Raw genomic sequence first — 19,698 nt, forward strand, 5'->3', positions numbered from 1 at the left:
CAGCCCTCACAGCCCACCAGATCCGCGACCAGGAATCCCTGGCAGCGTAACCGAAATAAAACGATGAAACTGTCTCAGAAACTTGACGTGCGCAACCAGCCCGGCCCTGGCCGCGGTCGGGATGACCGACCGGGAAGCCAACGCGGCCGGCATCCGGTGCGAGTGCAGGGTCCTGCCCTTGGAATACGTCCCCCGGGCTCTCGTGAACAGTGACACCCGCGGCCTCATCAAGATCGTCGCCGACGCCGGCACCGGACGGATCGTGGGGATCACCGCCGTCGCCAGGGACGCCGGGGACCTGGCCGCGGCCGGGGTCTACATCCTGGAAGCCGGGATGACCGTGGAGCAGGTGGCGAACCTGTGGAGCCCCTACCTGACCATGGCCGAAGGAATCAAGATCGCCGCCCAGTCCTACACCATTGACGTCTCCAAACTCTCCTGCTGCGCCTCCTGACCCCCTGCCCCTCCACACCGGAAGAAGACCCGCCATGAACACTAACTTTCATCCAACTCACCGACCGTCTCTGGGCACCAACACTTCAGCACAAGGAGAATCCATGAATACTGCACCGTCAGTCATCGTTTTTGATGTCAACGAAACCCTCTCCGATATGTCCCCCATGGGGGCGCGCTTCAGCGAGGCCGGGGCCCCGGCTGAACTTGCCAGGCTCTGGTTTGCCACGCTGCTGCGCGACGGGTTCGCACTCACCGCCAGCGGGGACAACGGTTCTTTCGCCGGGATCGGGAAAGAAGCACTCAGGGGGCTGCTCACCGGGGTGGAGCTTAACCGTGACCTGGACGCGGCGGTCGAACACATCATGGACGGCATGACCGGCCTCGGACTGCATCCGGACGTCCCCGAGGGGATCAGGGCACTCACCGCTGCCGGGTTCCGGCTGATCACACTCAGCAACGGCCCGGCCCGGATCGCCGGGAAGCTGTTCACGACAGCAGGGATCCGGGACGCGTTCGAGATGCTGCTCTCGGTCGAAGACGCCCCCGCGTGGAAGCCTGCCCGGGCCTCCTACGAATACGCCGCCACCACCGCCGGGACTGATGCTGGGCGCATGCTGCTGGTCGCTGTCCATCCGTGGGACATCCACGGCGCGGCCCGCGCGGGACTGCGCACGGCGTGGCTGAACAGGACCGGGGCAGCCTATCCGGGCCACTTCGAAGCCCCGGAATTCACTATTACTTCCCTGCCCGACCTTCCGACGGCCCTGGCTACAGCGGGCTGATGCGGACCGGGCACGCCGGATCGCGGCCGTCATGCCCCGGCCCAGCGCCCGCCCCGTGGTCTATGGGTGAATCCCTCGTCTTTGAGCCAGGCTGCGGCCGCGTGCCGGGGGTTTATTTTGCGGTCGCCGGAGACGTCCTGGTTCAGTCTCAGCAGATCACCGGTGGTCAGGGTCCGTGATACCTTGTTCAGCACCTCGGTGCTTTTAGCCCGAAGTTACGTGGGCCGTGTGGAAGGCGCCGGGGAGCGTGGAGCAGACGGGAGCAGACGCCTGCTCCTGCCGACTCGCGGCGTGTCAGACGGTCAGTTCCGGGACTGCGGGAAGGTCCAGTTCGGTTCCGGCGTAGTGGTTGAAGTAGTTGGTGAACAGGTTTGCCGCGATGTGGGCGAACGCCTCGGACAGCTCTTCGGCGCTCCAGCCGGCGTCAAGGGCCGCCTGCCAGGTCGCGTCGGAGACGTTCCCGGTCCTGGCTGCGGCTTCACGGGCGACACCGGTGATCGCTTCGAGTTTGTCGTCGAAGTCCACTTCACCGGCGCGGACCGCGAGGATCTGCTCATCGTCCAGCCCTGCCCGGCGTGCCGAGAGGGTGTGGGCGGCCTGGCAGTAGTCACAGCCGTTCTGGTTTCCGACGGCCAGGGCGATCGCTTCGCGGGTGCGGGCGTCGAAGCTGCCGTGTGCCGCGATGGCGGCGGAGATCCCCTCGTAGGAGGCGATCACGACCGGGGAGTGTGCCATGCCGGCGTGGATGTTCAGCAGCTTGCCCATTTTCTGCTCCAGTTTCCGGGCGATCGGTTGGGAGGCTTCAGGTGCTGTGGCTAGGGTGTGGGCGGGAATGCGTGGCATGCGGGTACTCACTTATCTCTGGATTGATTGACAGGACAAAACTTTGGGCGGGGAAGAAGCCAACCGACGCGCAGGGGCACGGTCAGGGATGGTCGTCGCTGACGATGACGCCCCCGCCGGGGGCGAAGGCGACGTGGCCTTTGATCATCCGGGCCAGGGGTGTTGGCCGGGGATAGGACCAGGCGGCGTTCGGTGCCCGGTGGCCCCCGGCGCGGACGTGGTGGTAGCGGGCAACACCCTTCCAGAAACACAGGGTCCGGACCCAACTGTCTTCAAGCGTGTCCGGCACCAGGGACTCCGCGGGGAAGTAGTGGTTGCCCTCCAGATAGACAGTCTGCTCTGAGCGGGCGATCACCTGTCCGTGGAACGTGGCTGTGATCATGAGGTGCTCCGGGCCAGTTTGCGCAGGACGTCGCGGTCCTGGATGACGATGCGTCCGCGGCCCTGGCGGATGGCCTTTTTGGCCGTGAGCTCACCCATGATCTTGCTGGTGGCCTCCCGTGAGGCCCCGAGGAGACCGGCGAGCTGTTCGTGGGTCAGATGGATAGTCCGGGCCTGCCCGAAGCGCGGCGGCCCCGCGGCGTCACCGAGTTTGAGCAGGGTGGACGCCACCTGGGCGGCCAGCGGCCGCAGCGCCAAATCTGTCAGGCGTTCTTCGAGGCGGGCGACCTGTTCGCCCAGGAGCCGGGAGATGCGGATGGCGATGCGCGGATCCGAGAGCAGGAACCGTTCGACCTCTTCCACGCTGAGCTGGCAGATCGCCGCGTCTTCGATGGCCTCGGCGTAGTTGTCATACATCCGCTGGCCCACGAGCATCATCTCCCCGAACACCGCGCCCGGTTCCAGGATGGCCATGGTCAGGGCCTTGCCATCCTCGGCGACCCGGAAAATACGCACCCGGCCCGACTTGAGGATGAACAGGGCCTTGACGGGCTGGCTTTGGCTGAACAGCAGTTCCCCGCGGCGGAACAGCCGGGCCGGGGCCATGAGGTCCATGGCCTCGATTTCCTGTGCGCTCAGATCAGCGAACAGATCAACTTCATTCAAACAACTGAACGGGTCAGTGGGTTCTGCCATGAGCGGGTCGGCCTCTCGTTGCCGCGGGGCCCACGGTCGCAGGTCTCCGGAGACGGTGGCCGCCACATCGACCCGGCAGGTATCGGTCATGCCCGGCTCTTCAGGACGCGGACCGCCACCAGTCCCAGAATAACGCCATAGATCATGTGGCCCATGAGGCTCATCAGGGCGGTGAGGTCAACGGCGAAAAGGGGCATGCCCATCATGACCGGCATGATCATCAGCGGCCCAAGGACCCACCAGATGGCCCCGTAACCGAGCCCGACGAGGGCGCCGCGGCCATACGCGGTGAGGAACCGGTTGCCGAAGAGTACCGTCAGGCCCAGCCCGATCAGTACCGAAATCATCAGGTGGACGCCGAACCCGACCACGGCCGAGGTGGAGCCGACCATGGACGCGATGACGGGCAGCATGCCCATTATCGCCATGAGCACGCCGAAGACGATACCGCCGGCGATGCCTCCGGCGGCCCCGGCCAGAACGCGCCGTCCAACGCCGGTGCCGGCCGTGGGACGGGAAAGAGCTGATGCAGAAGCCATGACGGCGACCTTCCATCGAAGAGTTCTTTGCTGACGTCTTCAACGTATGGCCGGGCCGGGACGCCGTTCAGTAATCTGCACTACACAGCAGATAAACATCGGGAGCTGCGCCCGGCGCCACGGTGAAGCCAAGGAGGTGAACCGGGCGGGGGCTCACCCGTCATGCATCATCTTTCCGGCTCGGATCTGGAGGTGCCCGCCCCGGGCCGAGGCACGCACGACGTCGACGCACCGTTCCTCGACGGCTCGCCAGGGGGCGGCGGTGATGTCGGATCCTCCCAGTGCGCAGGCCAGCCGTGCCAGCGGAGTCAGCCACCGCGCCCATCCCTCCGGGTCCTGCATATCCACCACCCCGACCCGCGCATGCGTGGCGAGCAGTCCGGTCGTGTTCGTCCAGGCCTGCTGCCAGTCCCCCATGAGGGACAACGAGTAGGTCGCAAGGGCGGCATCGGAGACCGCCGAGCCCCCGCTCGCTTGGATGCGGGCGGCGGTTGACCGGGGGTCCAGCAGCACCATGTCCGCCTGGATCAGGATCACGTTCTGCCAGCCGCGGGCCTCGGCGCGGCGCCGCGCCTGGCGGAGCATTCCGGCGCTGCGGTCGATGCCGACGATGGTCCCGGCGGCACCAATGCGCTCCTGCAGCAGCGAAAAATTCAGCCCCGTTCCGCATCCGATGTCCAGCACCTGCTGGCCCGCCGCGGGCGCCAAGGCATCGATGCCGAGGGCCCGTCCGGCATGATAGACAGGATATTCGCCCGACAACAGGTCGTAGAACGGGGCAAACAGCGTGTATTTGTCGCGGATGGAGGGGCTCCTTCAGGTTTGTTCCGGCGCAGCGACGCGGTTGGCGGACAAAAGCACAGCGGCAGGCGCACTGTCCGGCATTCAACAACACCACCAGGAGTCCATCATGGTAGTCGAGAACCCGATCGTAGACCTCCTGGTGGTCGGAGGCGGGACGGCCGGAATCATAGGTGCCACCACGGCGGCCGGGTTCGGCGCACGAACCCTTCTGGTCGAGCAGGCCCGCACCGGCGGGGACTGCCTGTGGACCGGCTGCGTCCCGTCCAAGACCCTCCTGTCGGCAGCCGAACACGCCAGGACCGTGCGCGCGCTGACCGGGCAACCTCCGAAATTCGCCGCGGTGCGCCAGCGCATCTTCGCCGCCATCAGCACGATCGAACCGGTCGACTCCCCTGCGGCACTCGAAGCCGCCGGCGTGCAGGTCATCACGGGCACCCTGACGTTCCGCACCCCCGGGGTGGCCGAGGTTGACGGCAGAACGATCCGCTTCCGGCAGGCATTGATCGCGTCCGGCGCGGCACCGGTCAGCACCGGCATCCCGGGACTGGCCCCCGGGGCGACTGTCACCTCGGACACGATCTGGGAACTCGATGCCCTTCCGGCGCGGCTGGCCATTGTGGGAGGCGGCCCGGTCGCCTGCGAACTCGGGCAGGCCTTCGCCCGCCTCGGATCCGAGGTCACCATGATCGTCCGCTCCGGGATCCTCCCCAAGGAGGTGCCCGACGCCGCCGGCCTCGTCCGGGACAGCCTGGTAGCCGACGGTGTCCGCATCCTCGAGAACTCCACGGTCGAGAACGCCGTCACCACGGATGCCGGATCCCGGCTCCGGCTTGCGCACGGCGCTGATGTGGACGCCGACGTCGTTCTCCTGGCCACCGGACGCTCCCCACGCACCGCGGGTCTTGGCCTGGAACGGGTCGGGGTACGGCTGGACGAGGACGGCCATGTCATCACGGATTCGCGGATGATGACCTCCAACCCGCTCATCTGGGCCGCGGGAGACGTGACCGCGAACCCCCAGTTCACCCATCTGGCTGGCGTCCATGCGTCGGTGGCGGCCTCCAACGCGGTGCTCGGGCTTAAACGCCGGGTCAGCGGCATCGTGCCGCGGGTGACGTTCACCTCCCCGGAGGTGGCCGCCGTCGGGCTTACCGCAGCCGATAACCGCCTGCAGCACCGTGCCAGGACAGTCCGTCACACCCACGTCGACCGGGCCGTAACCGAAGACACGACGGGAGGCTTCACCCGGCTCATCGTGGACCGGCGGGGAAAAATCCTGGGCGGCACGATCGTCGGTCCGCGGGCCGGGGAATCCCTTTCCGAGCTGACCCTGGCGGTCCAGAAGGGGATGACAACGTCCGACATTGCCGGGACGACCCACCCTTACCCCACTTTTTCGGACGGTGTGTGGAATGCCGCCGTCGCCGATGTCCGGGAGCGTCTGGCCTCTCCGGTGGTCCGGCGGGCCATGACGGGGCTGGTCAGGTTCCGCCGCCGCTGGCTGGACAAGACCTCGCCTCACCGCAGGGACCGGTAGCCGGCGATAATCCGCTGGACGCTGCTGGCCATGACCAGCAGCGCCCGGACGGATGCGATTTCCCACGCGGCGCCCGGAAAGATCAGCCAGAGGCTGTGCACGGCCACGGTCTCGACACCTTCGCTCAGCCCGCCCAGGAACGACAATGACCGGCCGTCCCGGAGCTGGCGGCCGGTTTTTTCGGCGATGGAGGAGAACGCCAGGAACGCTGTGCCGTTGATGTAGTAGGGGCTTGTGAATTAGTGAAATATCCGACGCTAACGGTCTATCGATCGTCGCAGCCCATTCATGCCATATTTCATGAGCAGGCAGGGGCTGATGGCCTGGAAGAGTCCGGCGAGGTTGCCACCGAATGAGCCCGTGCTCTTCCGCTTCCTGCCCCGGCAGCCGATCACGTCGCTGGCGCCCAAAGCCACCCATCCTGATGGTGACCCACGACCGGCGGTGAGGCGGCCGCGCCCGGGCGTTCGGGAACCGTAAGGTCTCGCCTCTGGTCAGCGGCCCGGGCGGCGTGGATACTCAAGGGGTGCTGGCCGTGACCCTGATCGGCAGATCTTGGCTGGCACGTGCCCTGCCCGCGTGGGCCCGACGGACGGAAAATGATGCGCCAAGTGTCAACCAGCCAGGCATTGGAGGATGTCGTCAGGGTCGCGCGGGAGAACGCCGAGAGGGTGGACACCGACGGGGTGTTCCCCGTTGAGGCGGTCGCGGAGTTACGGGCTTCCGGACTGCTGGGGCTGGTGCTGCCCGTCGAGGCCGGCGGTGCCGGCGCCGGGCCGGTGGTGTTCACGGAGGTGGTCTGCGCGCTGGCGGAGGCGTGTGGTTCAACGGCGATGATCTATCTGATGCATGCCGCCGCCGCGGTCACGATTGCGGCCGCGCCGCCTCCGGATCTGCCCGACCTGCTGGCCGGGATGGCGAGCGGGGCAACATTGGGCACGTTGGCCTTCAGTGAGCGGGGATCCCGGTCGCATTTCTGGGCGCCTGTCTCGACGGCGACCACTGATGGGGATACGGTCCGGTTGCGTGCTGACAAGAGTTGGGTGACGTCAGCCGCCCACGCCGATGTCTATGTGGTCTCGACCGGTGCGCCCTCGGGTGTGCCGGGTGAGGTGGACCTGTATGCCGTTCCGGGAGGCGCCGCGGGTTTGGGCGTTGCAGGTCCCTGGCGCGGGCTGGGGCTGCGCGGCAACGACTCTGCACCGATGACTGTCGACGTCGACATCCCGGTCGGGTACCGGCTCGGTGAGCCGGCGGCGGGGTTCGCGCTGATGATGCAGACGGTGCTGCCGTGGTTCAACCTCGGCAACGCGGCGGTCTCGCTCGGACTGGCGGCTGCTGCGACCCGGGCCGCCGTCGAGCACGTTGGCGCGGCCCGCCTGGAACACCTGGGCCAGGCGCTGTCCGCGTTGCCGACCATCCGGGCCCAGATCGCCCGGATGGGCATCAGCCTGGCAGCGCAGCGTGCCTATCTGGCCCATGCCGCGGGAAGCGTGGCAGCCCCGGGGGAAGAGACGATGCTGCACGTGCTCGGGGTGAAGGCCTCGGCCAATGACGCTGCGCTTGAGATCACCGACGCGGCCATGCGCGTCTGCGGGGGTGCGGCGTTCTCCAAGCACCTGCCCGTCGAGCGGGCCTTCCGTGACGCGCGGGCGGGTTCGGTGATGGCGCCGACGGCGGACGCGCTCTACGACTTCTATGGCAGAGCCATCACCGGCCTGCCTTTGTTCTAAGGGAGTGAAGATGTCCGAGCAGCTGCTGATCGGGGCCGTGGCCTACACCCCGAATGTGGTGCCCATCTGGGAAGGCATCCGTGAGTACTTCGCGGAGTCGCCGGCTCCGATGGACTTCGTACTGTTCTCCAACTATGGACGCCAGGTCGAGGCACTGCGGGCCGGACAGGTCGACATTGCCTGGAACACCAATCTGGCCTATGTGCGCACTGTCCTGCAGACCGGCGGCCGGCTGGCCCTGGGCTCGGCGGACTCGGCGCAGGCCGCCATCTTGCCGCTGTACTATCTGGCGCGGACCGGCGCGGACGTCGACCGGCTGGAGGTGACGCGGTTCGACAGTGACATCGGCAAGCACGGTGATACCGGGCGCAGCGAGCTGGACGCCATCGACGCGGTACTCGCCGGCGAGGCCGACATCGCGGCCATCGGAATCACCACCTGGGAAGGCATCGGCGGCGGGGAGCTGATGCCCGAAGCGCTGGAGGCGGTCTGGCAGACCGAACCGTACTGCCATTGCATGTTCACCGCCCTGGACACCCTGCCCGCCGAACGCTACGAGCCGTGGGTGAACACACTGCTGGCCATGGACTGGGAACGGCCCGAGCACCGCCGGATCCTGGAGCTCGAGGGGCTGCACCGCTGGGTCCGGCCCGAACTCGACGGCTACGCCGGGCTGTTCGCCGCCGTCGAGTAACAGGGGGTGACCAAGTGGTGGTAATCCTGGACCTGATGCGCATGGCCGGGGCCCTGGCCGAGGGTGCCACCGGTGCGGTAACCATAAGCTCAGCAGCCGAGTTTGACCTGGTCCGACGCTGGTGCGAACGAACGGGCAATACCCTCATCTCCACCTCACCCGCCGACGCTGGCGCCGTCCTCGTACGCCGCGGCCGCCTGCCCGACCCGGCGGTGACGCTGGGACCGGACCGTCTGCCCGGGGCCCGGCTCTGGCTGTACACGAACTTCCACTGCAACCTGGCCTGCGACTACTGCTGTGTCGCGTCCTCACCGCGGGCCGAGCGCCGGGAGCTCGGCGTCGAACGGATCGCCCGCCTGGTCCGGGCCGGCGCCGACTGGGGCGTCCACGAGGTGTGTCTCACCGGCGGAGAACCGTTTCTGCTGCCCGACATCGCCCGCATTGTCACAGACTGTGTCCGGCTGCTGCCGACCACCCTGCTGACCAACGGCATGCTGTTCCGGGGGCCGGGGCTTCGTTCCTTGCGGGCCATGCCGCGCGAGGACTTCGCCCTACAGATCAGCCTGGACTCCCCGACCCCCGAGATCCACGATGGGCACCGCGGTGCCGGCAGCTGGGCCCGGGCGGTGGCCGGCGTCGGCGTCGCGCTCGGGGAGGGTTTCCGGGTCCGGGTGGCTGCCACGATCGCCTCGCCGCACGCGACGGACCTGGCCGCGCTGCACGATTTCCTCGACGGGCTGGGCATCCCCCGGGCGGACCAGGTCATCCGTCCAGTCGCGCAGGAGGGTGCCGCCGACACCGGGGTCCAGTTCAGCCGCGAAACACTTGTCCCGGAAGTCACCGTCACCGCCGACGGGGTGTACTGGCACCCCGTCGCCGCGACAGATGACCGGGCCCTGGTCAGCACGCAGATCGAGCCCCTGGGGCCGGCGCTCAGCGAGGTCTACCGGCTCTTCGCCGAGCAATGGGCTGCAGCCGGCGCCGCCGCCAGACTCTTCCCCTGCGCGTAGCCAGGCTCCAAAATCCGGATTTGTCCTCGGACAGACCGGCTTCCGGTACGCAGGCACCGGATGTCCGCCGCCCGTAAGATCCACCGGGTCCCCAAAGGACCCGACCGGGTCTACCATGAAGCCATGACCCCCCACGTCGAGGCACCGGTCGCCCGTACACACGGCGGACGAGCGGGATGGCCGGCCGAGCCCGCCCGCTGCACCAACACCCTTCCGGGAGAACAGGCGAAGGCATCCTGCCGTGTCTGATCTGGCTGAACCCACGACGACGGGCGGTACGGCAGCCGACGAGGGACTCGATGCCGGGAGGGCCGCCCGTGCCGTCATCGCCGGCCTGCGAATTGCCGTGGCCCTGCTGTGGATCCAGAACGTCAGCTGGAAGATTCCCCCCGACTTCGGCCGCAACGACCATACGGGTCTCTTCCAGTTCACCGGCTATGCCGTCGAACACCCGGTCGTGCCGCCGTTCTCCTGGCTGGTCCAGTACGTCGTGCTACCGAACTTCACGCTGTTCGGCTATGCGACTCTGCTGGTCGAGTTCAGCCTCGGCGCGTTCCTGCTCGCCGGCCTGCTCACCCGGTTCTGGGCCGCGATCGGCATCCTACAGGCGCTGGCGATCACCATGTCGGTCCTGAACGCACCCAACGAGTGGCACTGGTCCTACTACCTCATGCTCGCCGTGCACGCCGTGCTGCTTGCGACGGCCGCCGGCCGGACGGCGGGGCTCGACGGCCTGCTCCGTCCGCGCTGGCGGACCTCGTCGAACCGCCTGGCCAAGTGGGCGCTGAGGGCGTCATGACCGGTCTCCGCGGCACCCCCCGGGCCGGACTGGATCAGCGGACCCGTCGCCGGGCGCTGATACTCAGTGCCGTCACCGCGGCAAGCGCCGTATTCGCACTCATCGACTATGACCCGCTCAAGCTGGTGCCGGTCAATCCGGTACAAGCGGTGGTTCTTCTCGTTCTTGCCCTGATCGGCTTCGCCGGGACCACGCTCGGATCGCGCCCGATACTGTTTGGTGTCGGGGCAGTGATGATCGTCCTGGGCCTCATCCGCCTGGTCACCTACGGACAGTGGTTCGGGCTGATCGGCAGCGTCGGAACGGCGGCGCTGCTGGCCGGACTCGGCATGGCCTACATCGGAACCATGCTCGCCGGCAACAAACCCGACATCTGAACAACACCGAACGCCCACCGGAGCGGACAGGCAGGCCGCCGGGTCCTGACCGGCTTAACGCCCGGCCGCAGGTCCATGCCGGTCAGGACCGAAGGCTCCGCTGTGCCCGAGGCATCGAGAACCAGCCGGCAAGAGCCGGGCAAAGCGCGAGGTCTAACCATTTGTCGGCGTTCACACGGTTTGCCTGTAGTCGGGACCGGTCCGAGGGCCTACCGTCAAAGGGTGGACGAATCAGGATCCGCAGCAAGTGTCGACGTTGTTCTGCCATGCCTCAACGAACGGGGCGCCCTGCCCTGGGTGCTCTCCCGGCTTCCCCAGGGATACCGGGCCATCGTGGCCGACAACGGGTCAACGGATGGGTCCGCCGAGCTGGCTGCTGAACTCGGTGCAATGGTGGTCCGGGAGGGAACCCGCGGCTTCGGGTCGGCGGCGCATGCGGGCCTGAGGGCCGCGACCGCTGACTACGTGGCATTCTGTGATTGCGATGGATCGATGGACCCGGCGCAGCTGCCGACGCTGCTGGCACCAGTCCTGTCCGGAACGGCCGATCTGGTCCTGGGCAGCCGGCAGCCGAGGCACGGGTCCTGGCCGGTGCACGCCAGGATCGCCAACGTCTGGCTTGCCTGGCGGCTGCGGGGTCTCACCGGGGAAAAAATCACCGACCTCGGTCCCATGCGCGCGGCCCGCCGGGAGGGCCTGGTTTCCCTGCGGCTGCAGGACCGGCGCAGCGGCTATCCCCTGGAAATGTTCCTCGCAGCGCACAGGCACGGGTGGCGCATTGCCGAACTGCCCATCACCTACTTTCCGCGTACGGGAAAGTCCAAGATCACAGGAACCATCAGGGGAACCATCACGGCCCTCCGGGACATGTCAGCCCAGCTCAGGAGCGCCCGGCACCTCTGTCGGGGCGGAGCTGCCCCAAGCGTCAGAGACACCGAAGAAGAAGCATAAGAGCGATATGGGGGTCGAGGACCACTGCGCGGAAAAGTAGCGCTAGGCATCAATATGACCAAGTTGGAGTGGCTTTCCCTTACGGCGATGGGAAGTTCGCCTTGTTCAGCCTGAGCAGTCACCCGGACGTCCGTAGGCGTTGCGTTGGCCCGGACATGGCATGCTTTACAGCCGTATGCGAACCGACAATGGCTTGGGCGCTACTCTTCCGCGAGTTGGTCCCCAAGCCCCAGAACCAGGCCAATCCCGTTCGCCGCTACTGAATTTCCCCAGGCCGAAGGACGGCAGCCTCTGGGCGACCACGGACGGGAAGCATCGGAGCGGATGATCCGGTTATGCGCCGTGCCCGTGGCTGGGCTTGCTTCCGGAGATGGGTCCGTCCGGGGAACAGCAGTCATCATCCACCCCGGTAGTAACGGCATTCCGTCTCCGCGGCCGTTATGCCTTGGGGTGCGGCAGTGACCCGGTAATCGGTCTGGAGCCGTTCCGGTCCGAATGGATAGCATCCCGGGGCGACACCGAGCCCTACGGCGGCCGGGAACGGAACCTGCTCGACGACGGGAAGTCCGCCGTGCGCCGCGGCGCCGCGTCCGCTGAGTGGAAGGGTGGACAGCCGGTGCCCCGCCGTGCCCTCGACGGCAGGACCGTCACCCAGATGTACTACGCACGCCAGGCATCATCACCCCCGAGATGCGGTTCGTGGCAGTGCGGGAGAACTGCGCTGTGGAGCTGGTCCGCAGCGAAGTCGCCGCAGGCCGGGCCATCATCCCCAACAACATCAACCACCCCGAATCCGAGCCGATGATCATCGGCAAGGCCTTCCTCGTGAAGATCAACGCCAACATCGGCAACTCCGCTGTCACCTCCTCCATTGCCGAGGAAGTGGACAAGCTGCAGTGGGCCGCGCAGTGGGGTGCCGACACTGTGATGGACCTCTCCACCGGCGATAACATCCACACCACCCGTGAATGGATCATCCGCAACTCCCCTGTCCCGATCGGCACGGTGCCGATCTACCAGGCGCTGGAGAAGGTCAACGGCGAGGCGAACGACCTGACCTGGGAGATCTACCGGGACACCGTGATCGAACAGTGCGAGCAGGACGTGGACTACATGACCGTCCACGCCGGCGTGCTGCTGCGCTACGTCCCCCTCACCGCGAACCGGGTCACCGGGATCGTGTCCCGCGGCGGGTCCATCATGGCCGGCTGGTGCCTCGCACACCACCAGGAAAACTTCCTCTACACGCACTTCGACGAACTGTGCGAGATCTTCGCCAAGTACGACGTCGCGTTCTCCCTCGGGGACGGGCTGCGGCCCGGTGCGACGGCGGACGCCAACGACGCGGCCCAGTTCGCCGAACTGGACACCCTGGCCGAGCTCACCAAGCGGGCGTGGAAGTACGACGTGCAGGTCATGGTTGAAGGCCCCGGGCACATCCCCTTCCACCTGGTCCGGGAAAATGTCGAACGCCAGCAGGAACTCTGCGACGGCGCGCCGTTCTGCACACTCGGCCCGCTCGTGACCGACATTGCACCGGGCTATGACCACATCACCTCGGCGATCGGCGCCACGGATATCGCCCGCTACGGCACCGCGATGCTCTGCTACGTCACGCCCAAGGAACACCTCGGCCTGCCGAACAAGGACGACGTCAAGACCGGAGTGATCACGTACAAGATCGCGGCCCACGCGGCCGACCTGGCCAAGGGCCACCCGGGCGCCCACGAACGCGACGACGCCCTGTCCAGGGCCCGGTTCGAGTTCCGCTGGCGTGACCAGTTCGCTCTCTCCCTGGACCCGGCCACAGCCGAGGCGTTCCACGACGAGACCCTGCCCGCCGAACCGGCCAAGACCGCGCACTTCTGTTCGATGTGCGGACCGAAGTTCTGCTCCATGCGGCTCTCCCAGGACATCAGGGACCAGCCAGGACCTCCCCCGGGGCCCTGTCCTGTCCGAGGAGGAACGCGTCCGTGCGGGCATTGAGGACGAAATCGATCTCTTCGCCCCTGCCTGGCCCGGAGGGCATCGCCCATCTGCTCCACGGCCTCCGCCAGCGGGCGCATCTGGTCCTCAAGGTTGGCCCCGACGATCCCTGCACCGATCGCCCGCCGCACGGTCTCCCCCGGGTCGCCGTAACCGGCCTCCAGATCGGCACTGACCGGCCCCGGACCCGAGGCAGCATCTGCCGGGACACAGCGTAACGGAATGGTCACGGTATTCCTGGAACCCATCCGGGGCGGCGTGGATGCCGAAGTACTCCTGACAGACAAAAAACCCGCCCCGGTGAAAAATCCACGGCCCGCACCACGGCCGCAACGGGACAGGACCACGACTTCAAGGAGTATTCCCATGCGCACCTCCCTCAAGACTTTCGCCGGAATCGCCGCCGCCGGTTCCCTCATGTTCTCCCTGGCCGCCTGCAGCCCGTCCAACTCCAGCTCCTCGGCCCCGGCCAGCACCGCCTCGGCCTCCTCCTCCGCCGCGGCTGCCGCGCCCAAGCCGCTGGCCTCCATCCCGGCCCTGACCGGGACGTCCACCGCGGTCAAGCTCGACGCGTCCTTCGCCAAGGCCCTCGAGACCCTCAAACTCACCCCCGGCGTGATCGGCACCGCCGCACTCACCGACGGCTCCCTCATCTTCCCGATCACCGGCGGCAAGGTCGACTACTACGACCCGTCCAAGGACTACCGCCCCTACGTCCAGGGCCTGATCAGCCACGCCGGCTCCGGCTTCTCCCTGACCTCCGGGGACACCAAGGTCGACCTGACCAACTTCACCATCGACCCGGGCACCTCCAAGCTCTACGGTGACGTCGCGGTCAACGGCACGACCGCCGCGAAGCAGGCCTACATCTTCAACCTCGACGGCTCCACCCTCAAGCCCCTCGCCAAGGCCGGCGACACCGCCATCCTGGAAGGCACCCGCGTGCTGATCTCCGACACCGCCGCCGGCCTGCTGAACAAAACCTTCAAGACCGACGCCGTGAAAGCCGACATGCTCGTCGGCATCGCCAAAATCACCGTCAACACCAAGTAACAACCGCCAAGACCTGCCGGAGACATGGTCTGCACCGGCAGGAACGTGCCGCGGTTCCTTCCCCACTGGAGGGCCGCGGCACTTTTCCGTCACTACTCCGCCCCGGGATTCTTCACCCGGTTGAAAGCAGCTCTTCCTTCGGCTTCCAGTAATTTCCGGGGTCTTCTGTCCCCCGCCTGATCCTGAATAGTGGTGTGATGTAAGCATGCAAAGGCCCGACCCGCAGAGGCTGACGAAGGCCCTCGCCGCCCGTTTTGCCTCCCCGACGCGGAGCACCCGGCTCACGGTCGTCCTGGGCCGTTGGCTCGGGCTGAGTTTCACGGTGTGCTTCCTGACCGGGCTGTTCAGCCACGGCCTGCAGAATCCTCCCTCCTGGATGTTCTTCCCCACCAGCCCTGTCTGGATCTACCAGCTCACCCAGGGGATCCATGTCACCACCGGGATCGCGTCCATTCCGCTGCTGTTGGCCAAGCTGTGGTCCGTGTATCCGGAGCTGCTCACGTGGCCGCCGGTCAAATCGGTCACCCATGGCCTCGAACGGGCCTCGATCGCCCTGTTCATCGCCTCCTCGCTGCTTCAGCTGACAACCGGGCTGATCAATACCTACAAGTGGTATCCCTGGCCCTTCCCCTTCCGCGAGACCCACTACTGGCTGGCATGGGTCATCTGGGGTTCACTCCTGCTGCACATCGGCGTGAAACTTCCGTCCATCACGGCTCACTGGCGCAAACGTTCCATCGAAGCCCCTCCACTGGCGGGTCCAGCGGTCAGCGCCGGGGCAGATGCCCCCCACACCGGGCCGGCAGCCACGGCAACGCCGGGCCGGTGGTCCCGGCGGGCCTTCCTTACCGGCGTCGGGGCGGGCACAGCTGCGCTCGTAATCACCACCGCCGGACAGTCCTTTTCCTGGCTCGGCCCCCTGAACCTGTTTGCCCCCCGCAAAATGGGCACCGGGCCGCAATCGGTCCCGGTCAACCGGACCGCGGCCGACGCGAAGGTGGCCGGTCTTGCCCGTGCCGGGGACTGGTCCCTGACCGTCATCCACCACGGAACCAGCAGGAAGTTCAGCCTGGCCGAACTCCGCGCGCTCCCTCAGACCAGCCAGGAGCTCCCGATTGCCTGCGTCGAGGGCTGGAGCCAGATGGCCCAGTGGCGCGGCGTGACGATGAGGGACCTGCTCGGTGCCGTCGGGGCACCGCCGGATTCGGCGTTGCGGGTGACCAGCCTTGAACCCGAGGGAGCGTACAGACTCATGTCCATGCCGGCGGAATACGCCCGGGACGAACGCACACTCGTCGCGCTGGAACTCAACGGCGCCGTCCTGGACCTGGACCACGGCTATCCCGCCAGGATCATCGCCCCCGGACGCCCCGGCGTCCTCCAAACCAAATGGCTAGAATCCGTGGAGGTCCTGTGACCCCGCCCGAGGAAACCCCGCCCCTCACTTCGGACCGATCCGTGAAGACAGCCACAACCGTCAAAGCAGTCCGGATAACCCTCGGCGTGGCAGGTGCCGGGCTGACCGGCTACGGCCTGCTCGGCCTCCCCACCCAGCTCGGCCCCTCCCAGCTCGTCGGGCTGCTGACATGGCTCGCCGTCGCCGTACTACTCCACGACGGCGTCATTGTGCCGCTCTCGACCCTGGCCGGCGCCGGACTGACCCGCCTGGGCTCGGGATTACGGCCCGTCTCCGCCGCGGTGCTGCGCGGGGCCCTCATGACAGGTGCCGTCGTCACCCTGATCACCGGAATCCTGCTCAAGGCACAGTCCGTGGCCCGCAACACCACCGTCCTGGAAGCCGACTACGCCGGACACCTCCTCTGGTTCTGGACGGTTCTTGCCCTCACCGCGGCGGCCGCGATCTACTCCTCTGAACGGTCCGGACGCACCGGTGCGGGCACAGGGGAAAGCCGGCAGAAGACGCGGCCCTGAACGGACTGTACCGACGTCACCGCCCAGCCGGCCGCCGACGCCCGGGACGCCAGCCCTGCCGGGCCCGTCCTCGCCCAGGGAAACGGTTCGCTCCGGTTCCCGCCACCATCTTCCAGTACGGCCAGGTACTCGGCGTCGGCGTCCTCGTCCGGGTCAGCTTCGACCAGCAGCGTCCCCGGGGCGCGACCAGCTGCCGGCACCGGCCCAGCAACTGGGCAATGTTTCCGCCGATACCGATATTGCCGTCAAGCAACAACACCGACTGCCACGACCCGGACAGCGGAACACCGGAAAACACCGACTGATGCAGGGCCCGGACCCCGCGGTCCCGGGCCAGTGCCACCGCCTCCGCGCTCGTATCCAGACCCAACGCACCCAGCCCCAGGGTCCGTGCCGCGGACAACATCCGCCCCGGACCGCACCCGATATCGAGCACCGGCCCGTTCAGGCCCTGCAGCAGGCGCAGTTCAACTGCGCTGGCCTCCGCGCACCAGTCCAGGACATCGAACTGCACGACGCCAGCACCGGAGGCGGCACCCGGTTCCCCGCTCTCCGGACGCAGCGTGAGGCTGCCGCCGCCACGCCGCAGCGCACGGGCATACGGCTCACCGGCCCCGTACCCGAATACCCCCGCCTTTGATCCGGGGTGGAGCGCAACAGTCACCGTTTCCCTCATAACTGTCCTTCGTTGCCGCCGGGCTCCGGACCGGGCCCGCGGCTTGGAACAAGTCTCCGGCCGACGGATATCCCACAGGGCAGTCCGAGGATCCTGCACCCGCGAAGACGTTCCCCACGCAACACGTCCCCGCCTGCAAGAAACCGCTCAAGGCCCTCGTCGCCCGAAGGCGCCGTCCCCGGATCCCATCCCGACGGCGTCAGCCTCCGAATAACCATAGGAACCAATCGACACCAACGGGACGGCGGGACGCGGCACATGGCCACACCCCGACTCACCAATCATCCGGTTCCCCGGGCGTCCCCAACAGCCTCTCACCCTCCGGCGGAACTGTTTATGGCGTCCCGACTGGCCCCAGAGCCCTGTCCGGGTGGCAAACAATGACAGATGCTCACCGACCGGATGCACTCAGCGACGACATCATCCAGGACCTGGCCGGCGGCCGGCTCCTGGATCTCGCCGAACTGTATGCAGTCGGCGCTCTCGGCAGCCAGGGCCGATCGGCCGTCGATGAGTTTCTCCGATCCGCCCCCGAAGCACTTCGGGGCCGATTTGCCCTCCGGGTCACACAAACGCACGAAGCCCTGACGCTGACCTACGGATCCCTGGACGCCGAACCCCCACCGGACTTGCTCCGAAAAATCCTCGCCAGGCTTCCCGTCCCACAACCGGGCCCCTGACAACTGCCGACCTGCCAGGGAGCCGCCACCTGTACCCACGCCCCGGCGGGCGGCATCTGCCGGCGTGGCCGTGCCCGCTGCACACCCATCACCAGCTGACATTCTCCTGCCGCCACCCTGCCTTGGGCGCGGTCCCCGCGACCTCGACTTGGTCGCGCCGCACCGGGGGTGTGTGTTCATGGTTGTATTGCCTCTCTATTCAACGCGAACCACTGTGGAACCCGGCGCAGGGGCGGCCCCGCCCATCCGCCGGACTCCCCTGACGCGATGTCTCAGGCGGCGCCGCGGGCCGGGTAGTCATGGTCCTGGGCGTAGCGGACCCCGGCGATGACATCGTCCAGGGACGGCCGGCCGAAGGGCATAGTGGCGGTGCTGGACCAGAACAGCGTCCCGTCCTCGTCCAGGATGAAGATGCCCGGTTCGTTAAAGAGGTCCGGCTCGCCGTCCTTGATCGCCTGAGACAGGTTCAGACCCCAGGACCGGGCGGAATCCTCGCTCAGGCCATAGGCCACGGGGAGGCTGGCCAGGTACCACTCATCCACGATCCGGGTGCTTCGGTCCTGTGTTTCCATGCTGACCGCAACGGACCGGCCGATACCGGCCGCCCTCAGGTCCCCGAGGCGCTTGTCGATCTCGGCCAGCTGTTTACGGCAGATCGGGCAATGCAGGCCCCGGTAGAAAACAACCAGGCTGAAACGGCCGCCGGCTCCGGTACCCAGCTTCAAATCATCGGTAGTTCCCCCGCCAACCAGGGCCAGGGAGAGGTCAGGTGCTGGCTGTGTAGGAAGAAGTGTCATGGCCTCGGCAACAAGACACGGCTCCCGGTAATTCCCTACGGTTCCGGTCGTGCCCAGGCTGTTACGGTCCAGGAGGGAGTGTTCAGGGGGTCGCTGAAACGAACGTTTGGCACAGGGTGAGGCGCCCTCGTGGTCGCCTCACCCTGTTCTCGCTGCCGTGATGTTTGGCTGTAGCGCTGGGACGCTATTTCTGCAGGAAGGTCAGCAGTGCCTGGTTGAACTCCTCGGGGTGGCTCACGTTGCAGCCGTGCGGTGCGCCGTGAAGGACGCGCAGGTCACTGCCGGGCAGGGCTGCGTGGGTCCGGGCACCGGATCCTTCGAAGGGCACGGTGCCGTCGCCGTCGCCGTGCAGGACGAGGGCCGGGACGGTGACCGTGGGCAGGTCGTCGCGGAAGTCGGTGGTGCCGAAAGCTTCCAGACAGGCCAGTGCCGCCTTTTTGTCAGCCTGCTTGCAGAGCTGGAGGGCTTCCTGACGCTGCTGCTCGGTGACTTTAAGCTCCCCGTTGACGGAGAAGAATTGCCGGGTGAAATCGTCGTAGAAGGTGTCTTCGTCCTTCGTCAGGCCGGCAGTCATCCCGGCTGCTGCGTCCTTGGTGAGCGGCCCGTCCGGGTTGTCCTGGCCTTGCATCATGTACGGGGGGACGGCGGCGGCGAAAACGACGCTGCGCACCCGGTCGGTACCGTACTTGGTGAAGTAGCGGGCTACTTCACCGCCGCCCATGGAAAATCCGACGAGGGTCGTATCAGTGAGCCCGAGTGCCTCGAGGAGGGCGTGCAGGTCTTCGGTGAGGGTGTCGTAGGTGTAGCCAGAGCGGGGCTTGTCGCTACGTCCGAAGCCCCGACGGTCATAGGTGATCACCCTGTAGCCAGCAGCCTGCAGGGCAGGGACCTGGGCCGCGAAGGATTCCCCGGACAGGGGCCACCCATGAATGAGGACAACCGGCCGGCCCGTGGGGGGGGGGGGGGGGGGGG

At 67.2% G+C, this 19,698-nt stretch carries 21 protein-coding genes and 3 pseudogenes; 14 read left to right on the top strand and 10 right to left on the bottom strand.

Translation table 11 applies throughout. The features are described from left to right. Positions 1-94: 94 nt before the first annotated feature. A pseudogene (locus tag ABIB26_RS22475) lies at positions 95-454 on the top strand (oxidoreductase dimerization domain-containing protein); the annotation flags it as partial. A gap of 103 nt (positions 455-557) precedes the next feature. Further along, a complete protein-coding gene (locus ABIB26_RS22480; protein ID WP_354248305.1) occupies positions 558-1,238 on the top strand; it encodes a haloacid dehalogenase type II in 681 nt (226 codons plus the stop codon). Between the two features lie 294 nt (positions 1,239-1,532). Here ABIB26_RS22480 and ABIB26_RS22485 read toward each other — a convergent pair whose 3' ends face one another. The 5 genes from ABIB26_RS22485 to ABIB26_RS22505 form a co-directional block, all read right to left on the bottom strand. After that, positions 1,533-2,081, bottom strand: a complete 549-nt coding sequence (locus ABIB26_RS22485; protein ID WP_354248306.1) for a carboxymuconolactone decarboxylase family protein — start codon at positions 2,079-2,081, stop codon at positions 1,533-1,535. A gap of 82 nt (positions 2,082-2,163) precedes the next feature. After that, the gene (locus tag ABIB26_RS22490) at positions 2,164-2,463 is read right to left on the bottom strand and encodes a DUF427 domain-containing protein (protein ID WP_354248307.1); all 300 of its coding nucleotides are present in this window, start codon (positions 2,461-2,463) and stop codon (positions 2,164-2,166) included. Then, complete coding sequence (locus ABIB26_RS22495) at positions 2,460-3,248, bottom strand: Crp/Fnr family transcriptional regulator (RefSeq protein ID WP_354248308.1); 789 nt, start codon at positions 3,246-3,248, stop codon at positions 2,460-2,462. The genes ABIB26_RS22490 and ABIB26_RS22495 overlap by 4 nt, the downstream gene beginning before the upstream one ends. Next, the gene (locus ABIB26_RS22500) at positions 3,245-3,697 is read right to left on the bottom strand and encodes a hypothetical protein (protein ID WP_354248309.1); all 453 of its coding nucleotides are present in this window, start codon (positions 3,695-3,697) and stop codon (positions 3,245-3,247) included. The genes ABIB26_RS22495 and ABIB26_RS22500 overlap by 4 nt, the downstream gene beginning before the upstream one ends. A 153-nt stretch (positions 3,698-3,850) precedes the next feature. Further along, positions 3,851-4,459 (bottom strand): class I SAM-dependent methyltransferase, encoded by a 609-nt coding sequence (locus ABIB26_RS22505; RefSeq protein WP_354248310.1) that lies wholly within the window; start codon positions 4,457-4,459, stop codon positions 3,851-3,853. Between the two features lie 148 nt (positions 4,460-4,607). On the opposite strand from ABIB26_RS22505, the gene ABIB26_RS22510 reads away from it, so the two are divergent. Continuing rightward, positions 4,608-6,038 carry a dihydrolipoyl dehydrogenase family protein gene (locus tag ABIB26_RS22510; protein ID WP_354248312.1) on the top strand — a complete coding sequence of 477 codons (1,431 nt, stop codon included), beginning with the start codon at positions 4,608-4,610 and terminating at the stop codon, positions 6,036-6,038. On the opposite strand, the gene ABIB26_RS22515 is transcribed toward ABIB26_RS22510, so the two are convergent. Then, positions 6,020-6,184, bottom strand: coding sequence for a hypothetical protein (locus ABIB26_RS22515; protein ID WP_354248313.1), 165 nt, complete (start codon positions 6,182-6,184; stop codon positions 6,020-6,022). The two genes, ABIB26_RS22510 and ABIB26_RS22515, sit on opposite strands and share 19 nt — an antisense overlap. A 465-nt stretch (positions 6,185-6,649) precedes the next feature. On the opposite strand from ABIB26_RS22515, the gene fadE16 reads away from it, so the two are divergent. The 7 genes and pseudogenes from fadE16 to thiC form a co-directional block, all read left to right on the top strand. Further along, positions 6,650-7,771: an Rv1679 family acyl-CoA dehydrogenase gene (fadE16, locus tag ABIB26_RS22520; protein ID WP_354248314.1), complete on the top strand. Its 1,122-nt coding sequence runs from the start codon at positions 6,650-6,652 to the stop codon at positions 7,769-7,771. 10 nt (positions 7,772-7,781) lie between these two features. Further along, positions 7,782-8,465 carry a phosphate/phosphite/phosphonate ABC transporter substrate-binding protein gene (locus tag ABIB26_RS22525; RefSeq protein ID WP_354248315.1) on the top strand — a complete coding sequence of 228 codons (684 nt, stop codon included), beginning with the start codon at positions 7,782-7,784 and terminating at the stop codon, positions 8,463-8,465. Between the two features lie 14 nt (positions 8,466-8,479). Further along, positions 8,480-9,475 (top strand): Rv1681 family radical SAM protein, encoded by a 996-nt coding sequence (locus ABIB26_RS22530; RefSeq protein WP_354248316.1) that lies wholly within the window; start codon positions 8,480-8,482, stop codon positions 9,473-9,475. A gap of 241 nt (positions 9,476-9,716) precedes the next feature. Continuing rightward, positions 9,717-10,274, top strand: coding sequence for a TQO small subunit DoxD (locus ABIB26_RS22535; protein WP_354248317.1), 558 nt, complete (start codon positions 9,717-9,719; stop codon positions 10,272-10,274). Then, positions 10,271-10,651, top strand: coding sequence for a hypothetical protein (locus tag ABIB26_RS22540; protein ID WP_354248318.1), 381 nt, complete (start codon positions 10,271-10,273; stop codon positions 10,649-10,651). Before ABIB26_RS22535 ends, ABIB26_RS22540 begins: the two co-directional genes overlap by 4 nt. A gap of 222 nt (positions 10,652-10,873) precedes the next feature. Then, positions 10,874-11,602: a glycosyltransferase family 2 protein gene (locus ABIB26_RS22545; RefSeq protein ID WP_354248319.1), complete on the top strand. Its 729-nt coding sequence runs from the start codon at positions 10,874-10,876 to the stop codon at positions 11,600-11,602. Positions 11,603-12,050: 448 nt separating this feature from the next. Continuing rightward, positions 12,051-13,588 (top strand): annotated as a pseudogene (thiC, locus tag ABIB26_RS22550) (phosphomethylpyrimidine synthase ThiC); the annotation flags it as partial. An 86-nt stretch (positions 13,589-13,674) separates the two neighbouring features. Here thiC and ABIB26_RS22555 read toward each other — a convergent pair. Next, positions 13,675-14,007: pseudogene (locus ABIB26_RS22555) on the bottom strand (hypothetical protein); the annotation flags it as partial. On the opposite strand from ABIB26_RS22555, the gene ABIB26_RS22560 reads away from it, so the two are divergent. The 3 genes from ABIB26_RS22560 to ABIB26_RS22570 all read left to right on the top strand — a co-directional run bounded on the left by ABIB26_RS22560 (position 13,955) and on the right by ABIB26_RS22570 (position 16,573). Next, the gene (locus tag ABIB26_RS22560; RefSeq protein WP_354248320.1) at positions 13,955-14,641 is read left to right on the top strand and encodes a hypothetical protein; all 687 of its coding nucleotides are present in this window, start codon (positions 13,955-13,957) and stop codon (positions 14,639-14,641) included. The pseudogene ABIB26_RS22555 and the gene ABIB26_RS22560 sit on opposite strands and share 53 nt — an antisense overlap. Before the next feature lie 205 nt (positions 14,642-14,846). Beyond that, positions 14,847-16,058: a molybdopterin-dependent oxidoreductase gene (locus tag ABIB26_RS22565; protein ID WP_354248321.1), complete on the top strand. Its 1,212-nt coding sequence runs from the start codon at positions 14,847-14,849 to the stop codon at positions 16,056-16,058. A 41-nt stretch (positions 16,059-16,099) separates the two neighbouring features. Further along, positions 16,100-16,573 carry a hypothetical protein gene (locus ABIB26_RS22570; protein ID WP_354248322.1) on the top strand — a complete coding sequence of 158 codons (474 nt, stop codon included), beginning with the start codon at positions 16,100-16,102 and terminating at the stop codon, positions 16,571-16,573. A 16-nt stretch (positions 16,574-16,589) separates the two neighbouring features. On the opposite strand, the gene ABIB26_RS22575 is transcribed toward ABIB26_RS22570, so the two are convergent. Continuing rightward, a complete protein-coding gene (locus ABIB26_RS22575) occupies positions 16,590-17,237 on the bottom strand; it encodes a methyltransferase domain-containing protein (RefSeq protein WP_354248323.1) in 648 nt (215 codons plus the stop codon). A 392-nt stretch (positions 17,238-17,629) separates the two neighbouring features. Between ABIB26_RS22575 and ABIB26_RS22580 the strand changes: the two genes are divergently transcribed. After that, on the top strand, positions 17,630-17,929 hold the full coding sequence (locus tag ABIB26_RS22580) for an RskA family anti-sigma factor (protein WP_354248324.1): 300 nt from the start codon (positions 17,630-17,632) through the stop codon (positions 17,927-17,929). 272 nt (positions 17,930-18,201) lie between these two features. On the opposite strand, the gene ABIB26_RS22585 is transcribed toward ABIB26_RS22580, so the two are convergent. Both ABIB26_RS22585 and ABIB26_RS22590 read right to left on the bottom strand, forming a co-directional pair. Then, positions 18,202-18,726 (bottom strand): redoxin domain-containing protein, encoded by a 525-nt coding sequence (locus ABIB26_RS22585; RefSeq protein WP_354248325.1) that lies wholly within the window; start codon positions 18,724-18,726, stop codon positions 18,202-18,204. A 184-nt stretch (positions 18,727-18,910) separates the two neighbouring features. Continuing rightward, positions 18,911-19,698: alpha/beta fold hydrolase (locus ABIB26_RS22590; RefSeq protein WP_354248326.1), on the bottom strand; the 788-nt coding region annotated here is incomplete at its 5' end.

The sequence above is a fragment of the Arthrobacter sp. UYEF20 genome (assembly GCF_040546335.1).
Taxonomy (GTDB): Bacteria; Actinomycetota; Actinomycetes; order Actinomycetales; family Micrococcaceae; genus Arthrobacter.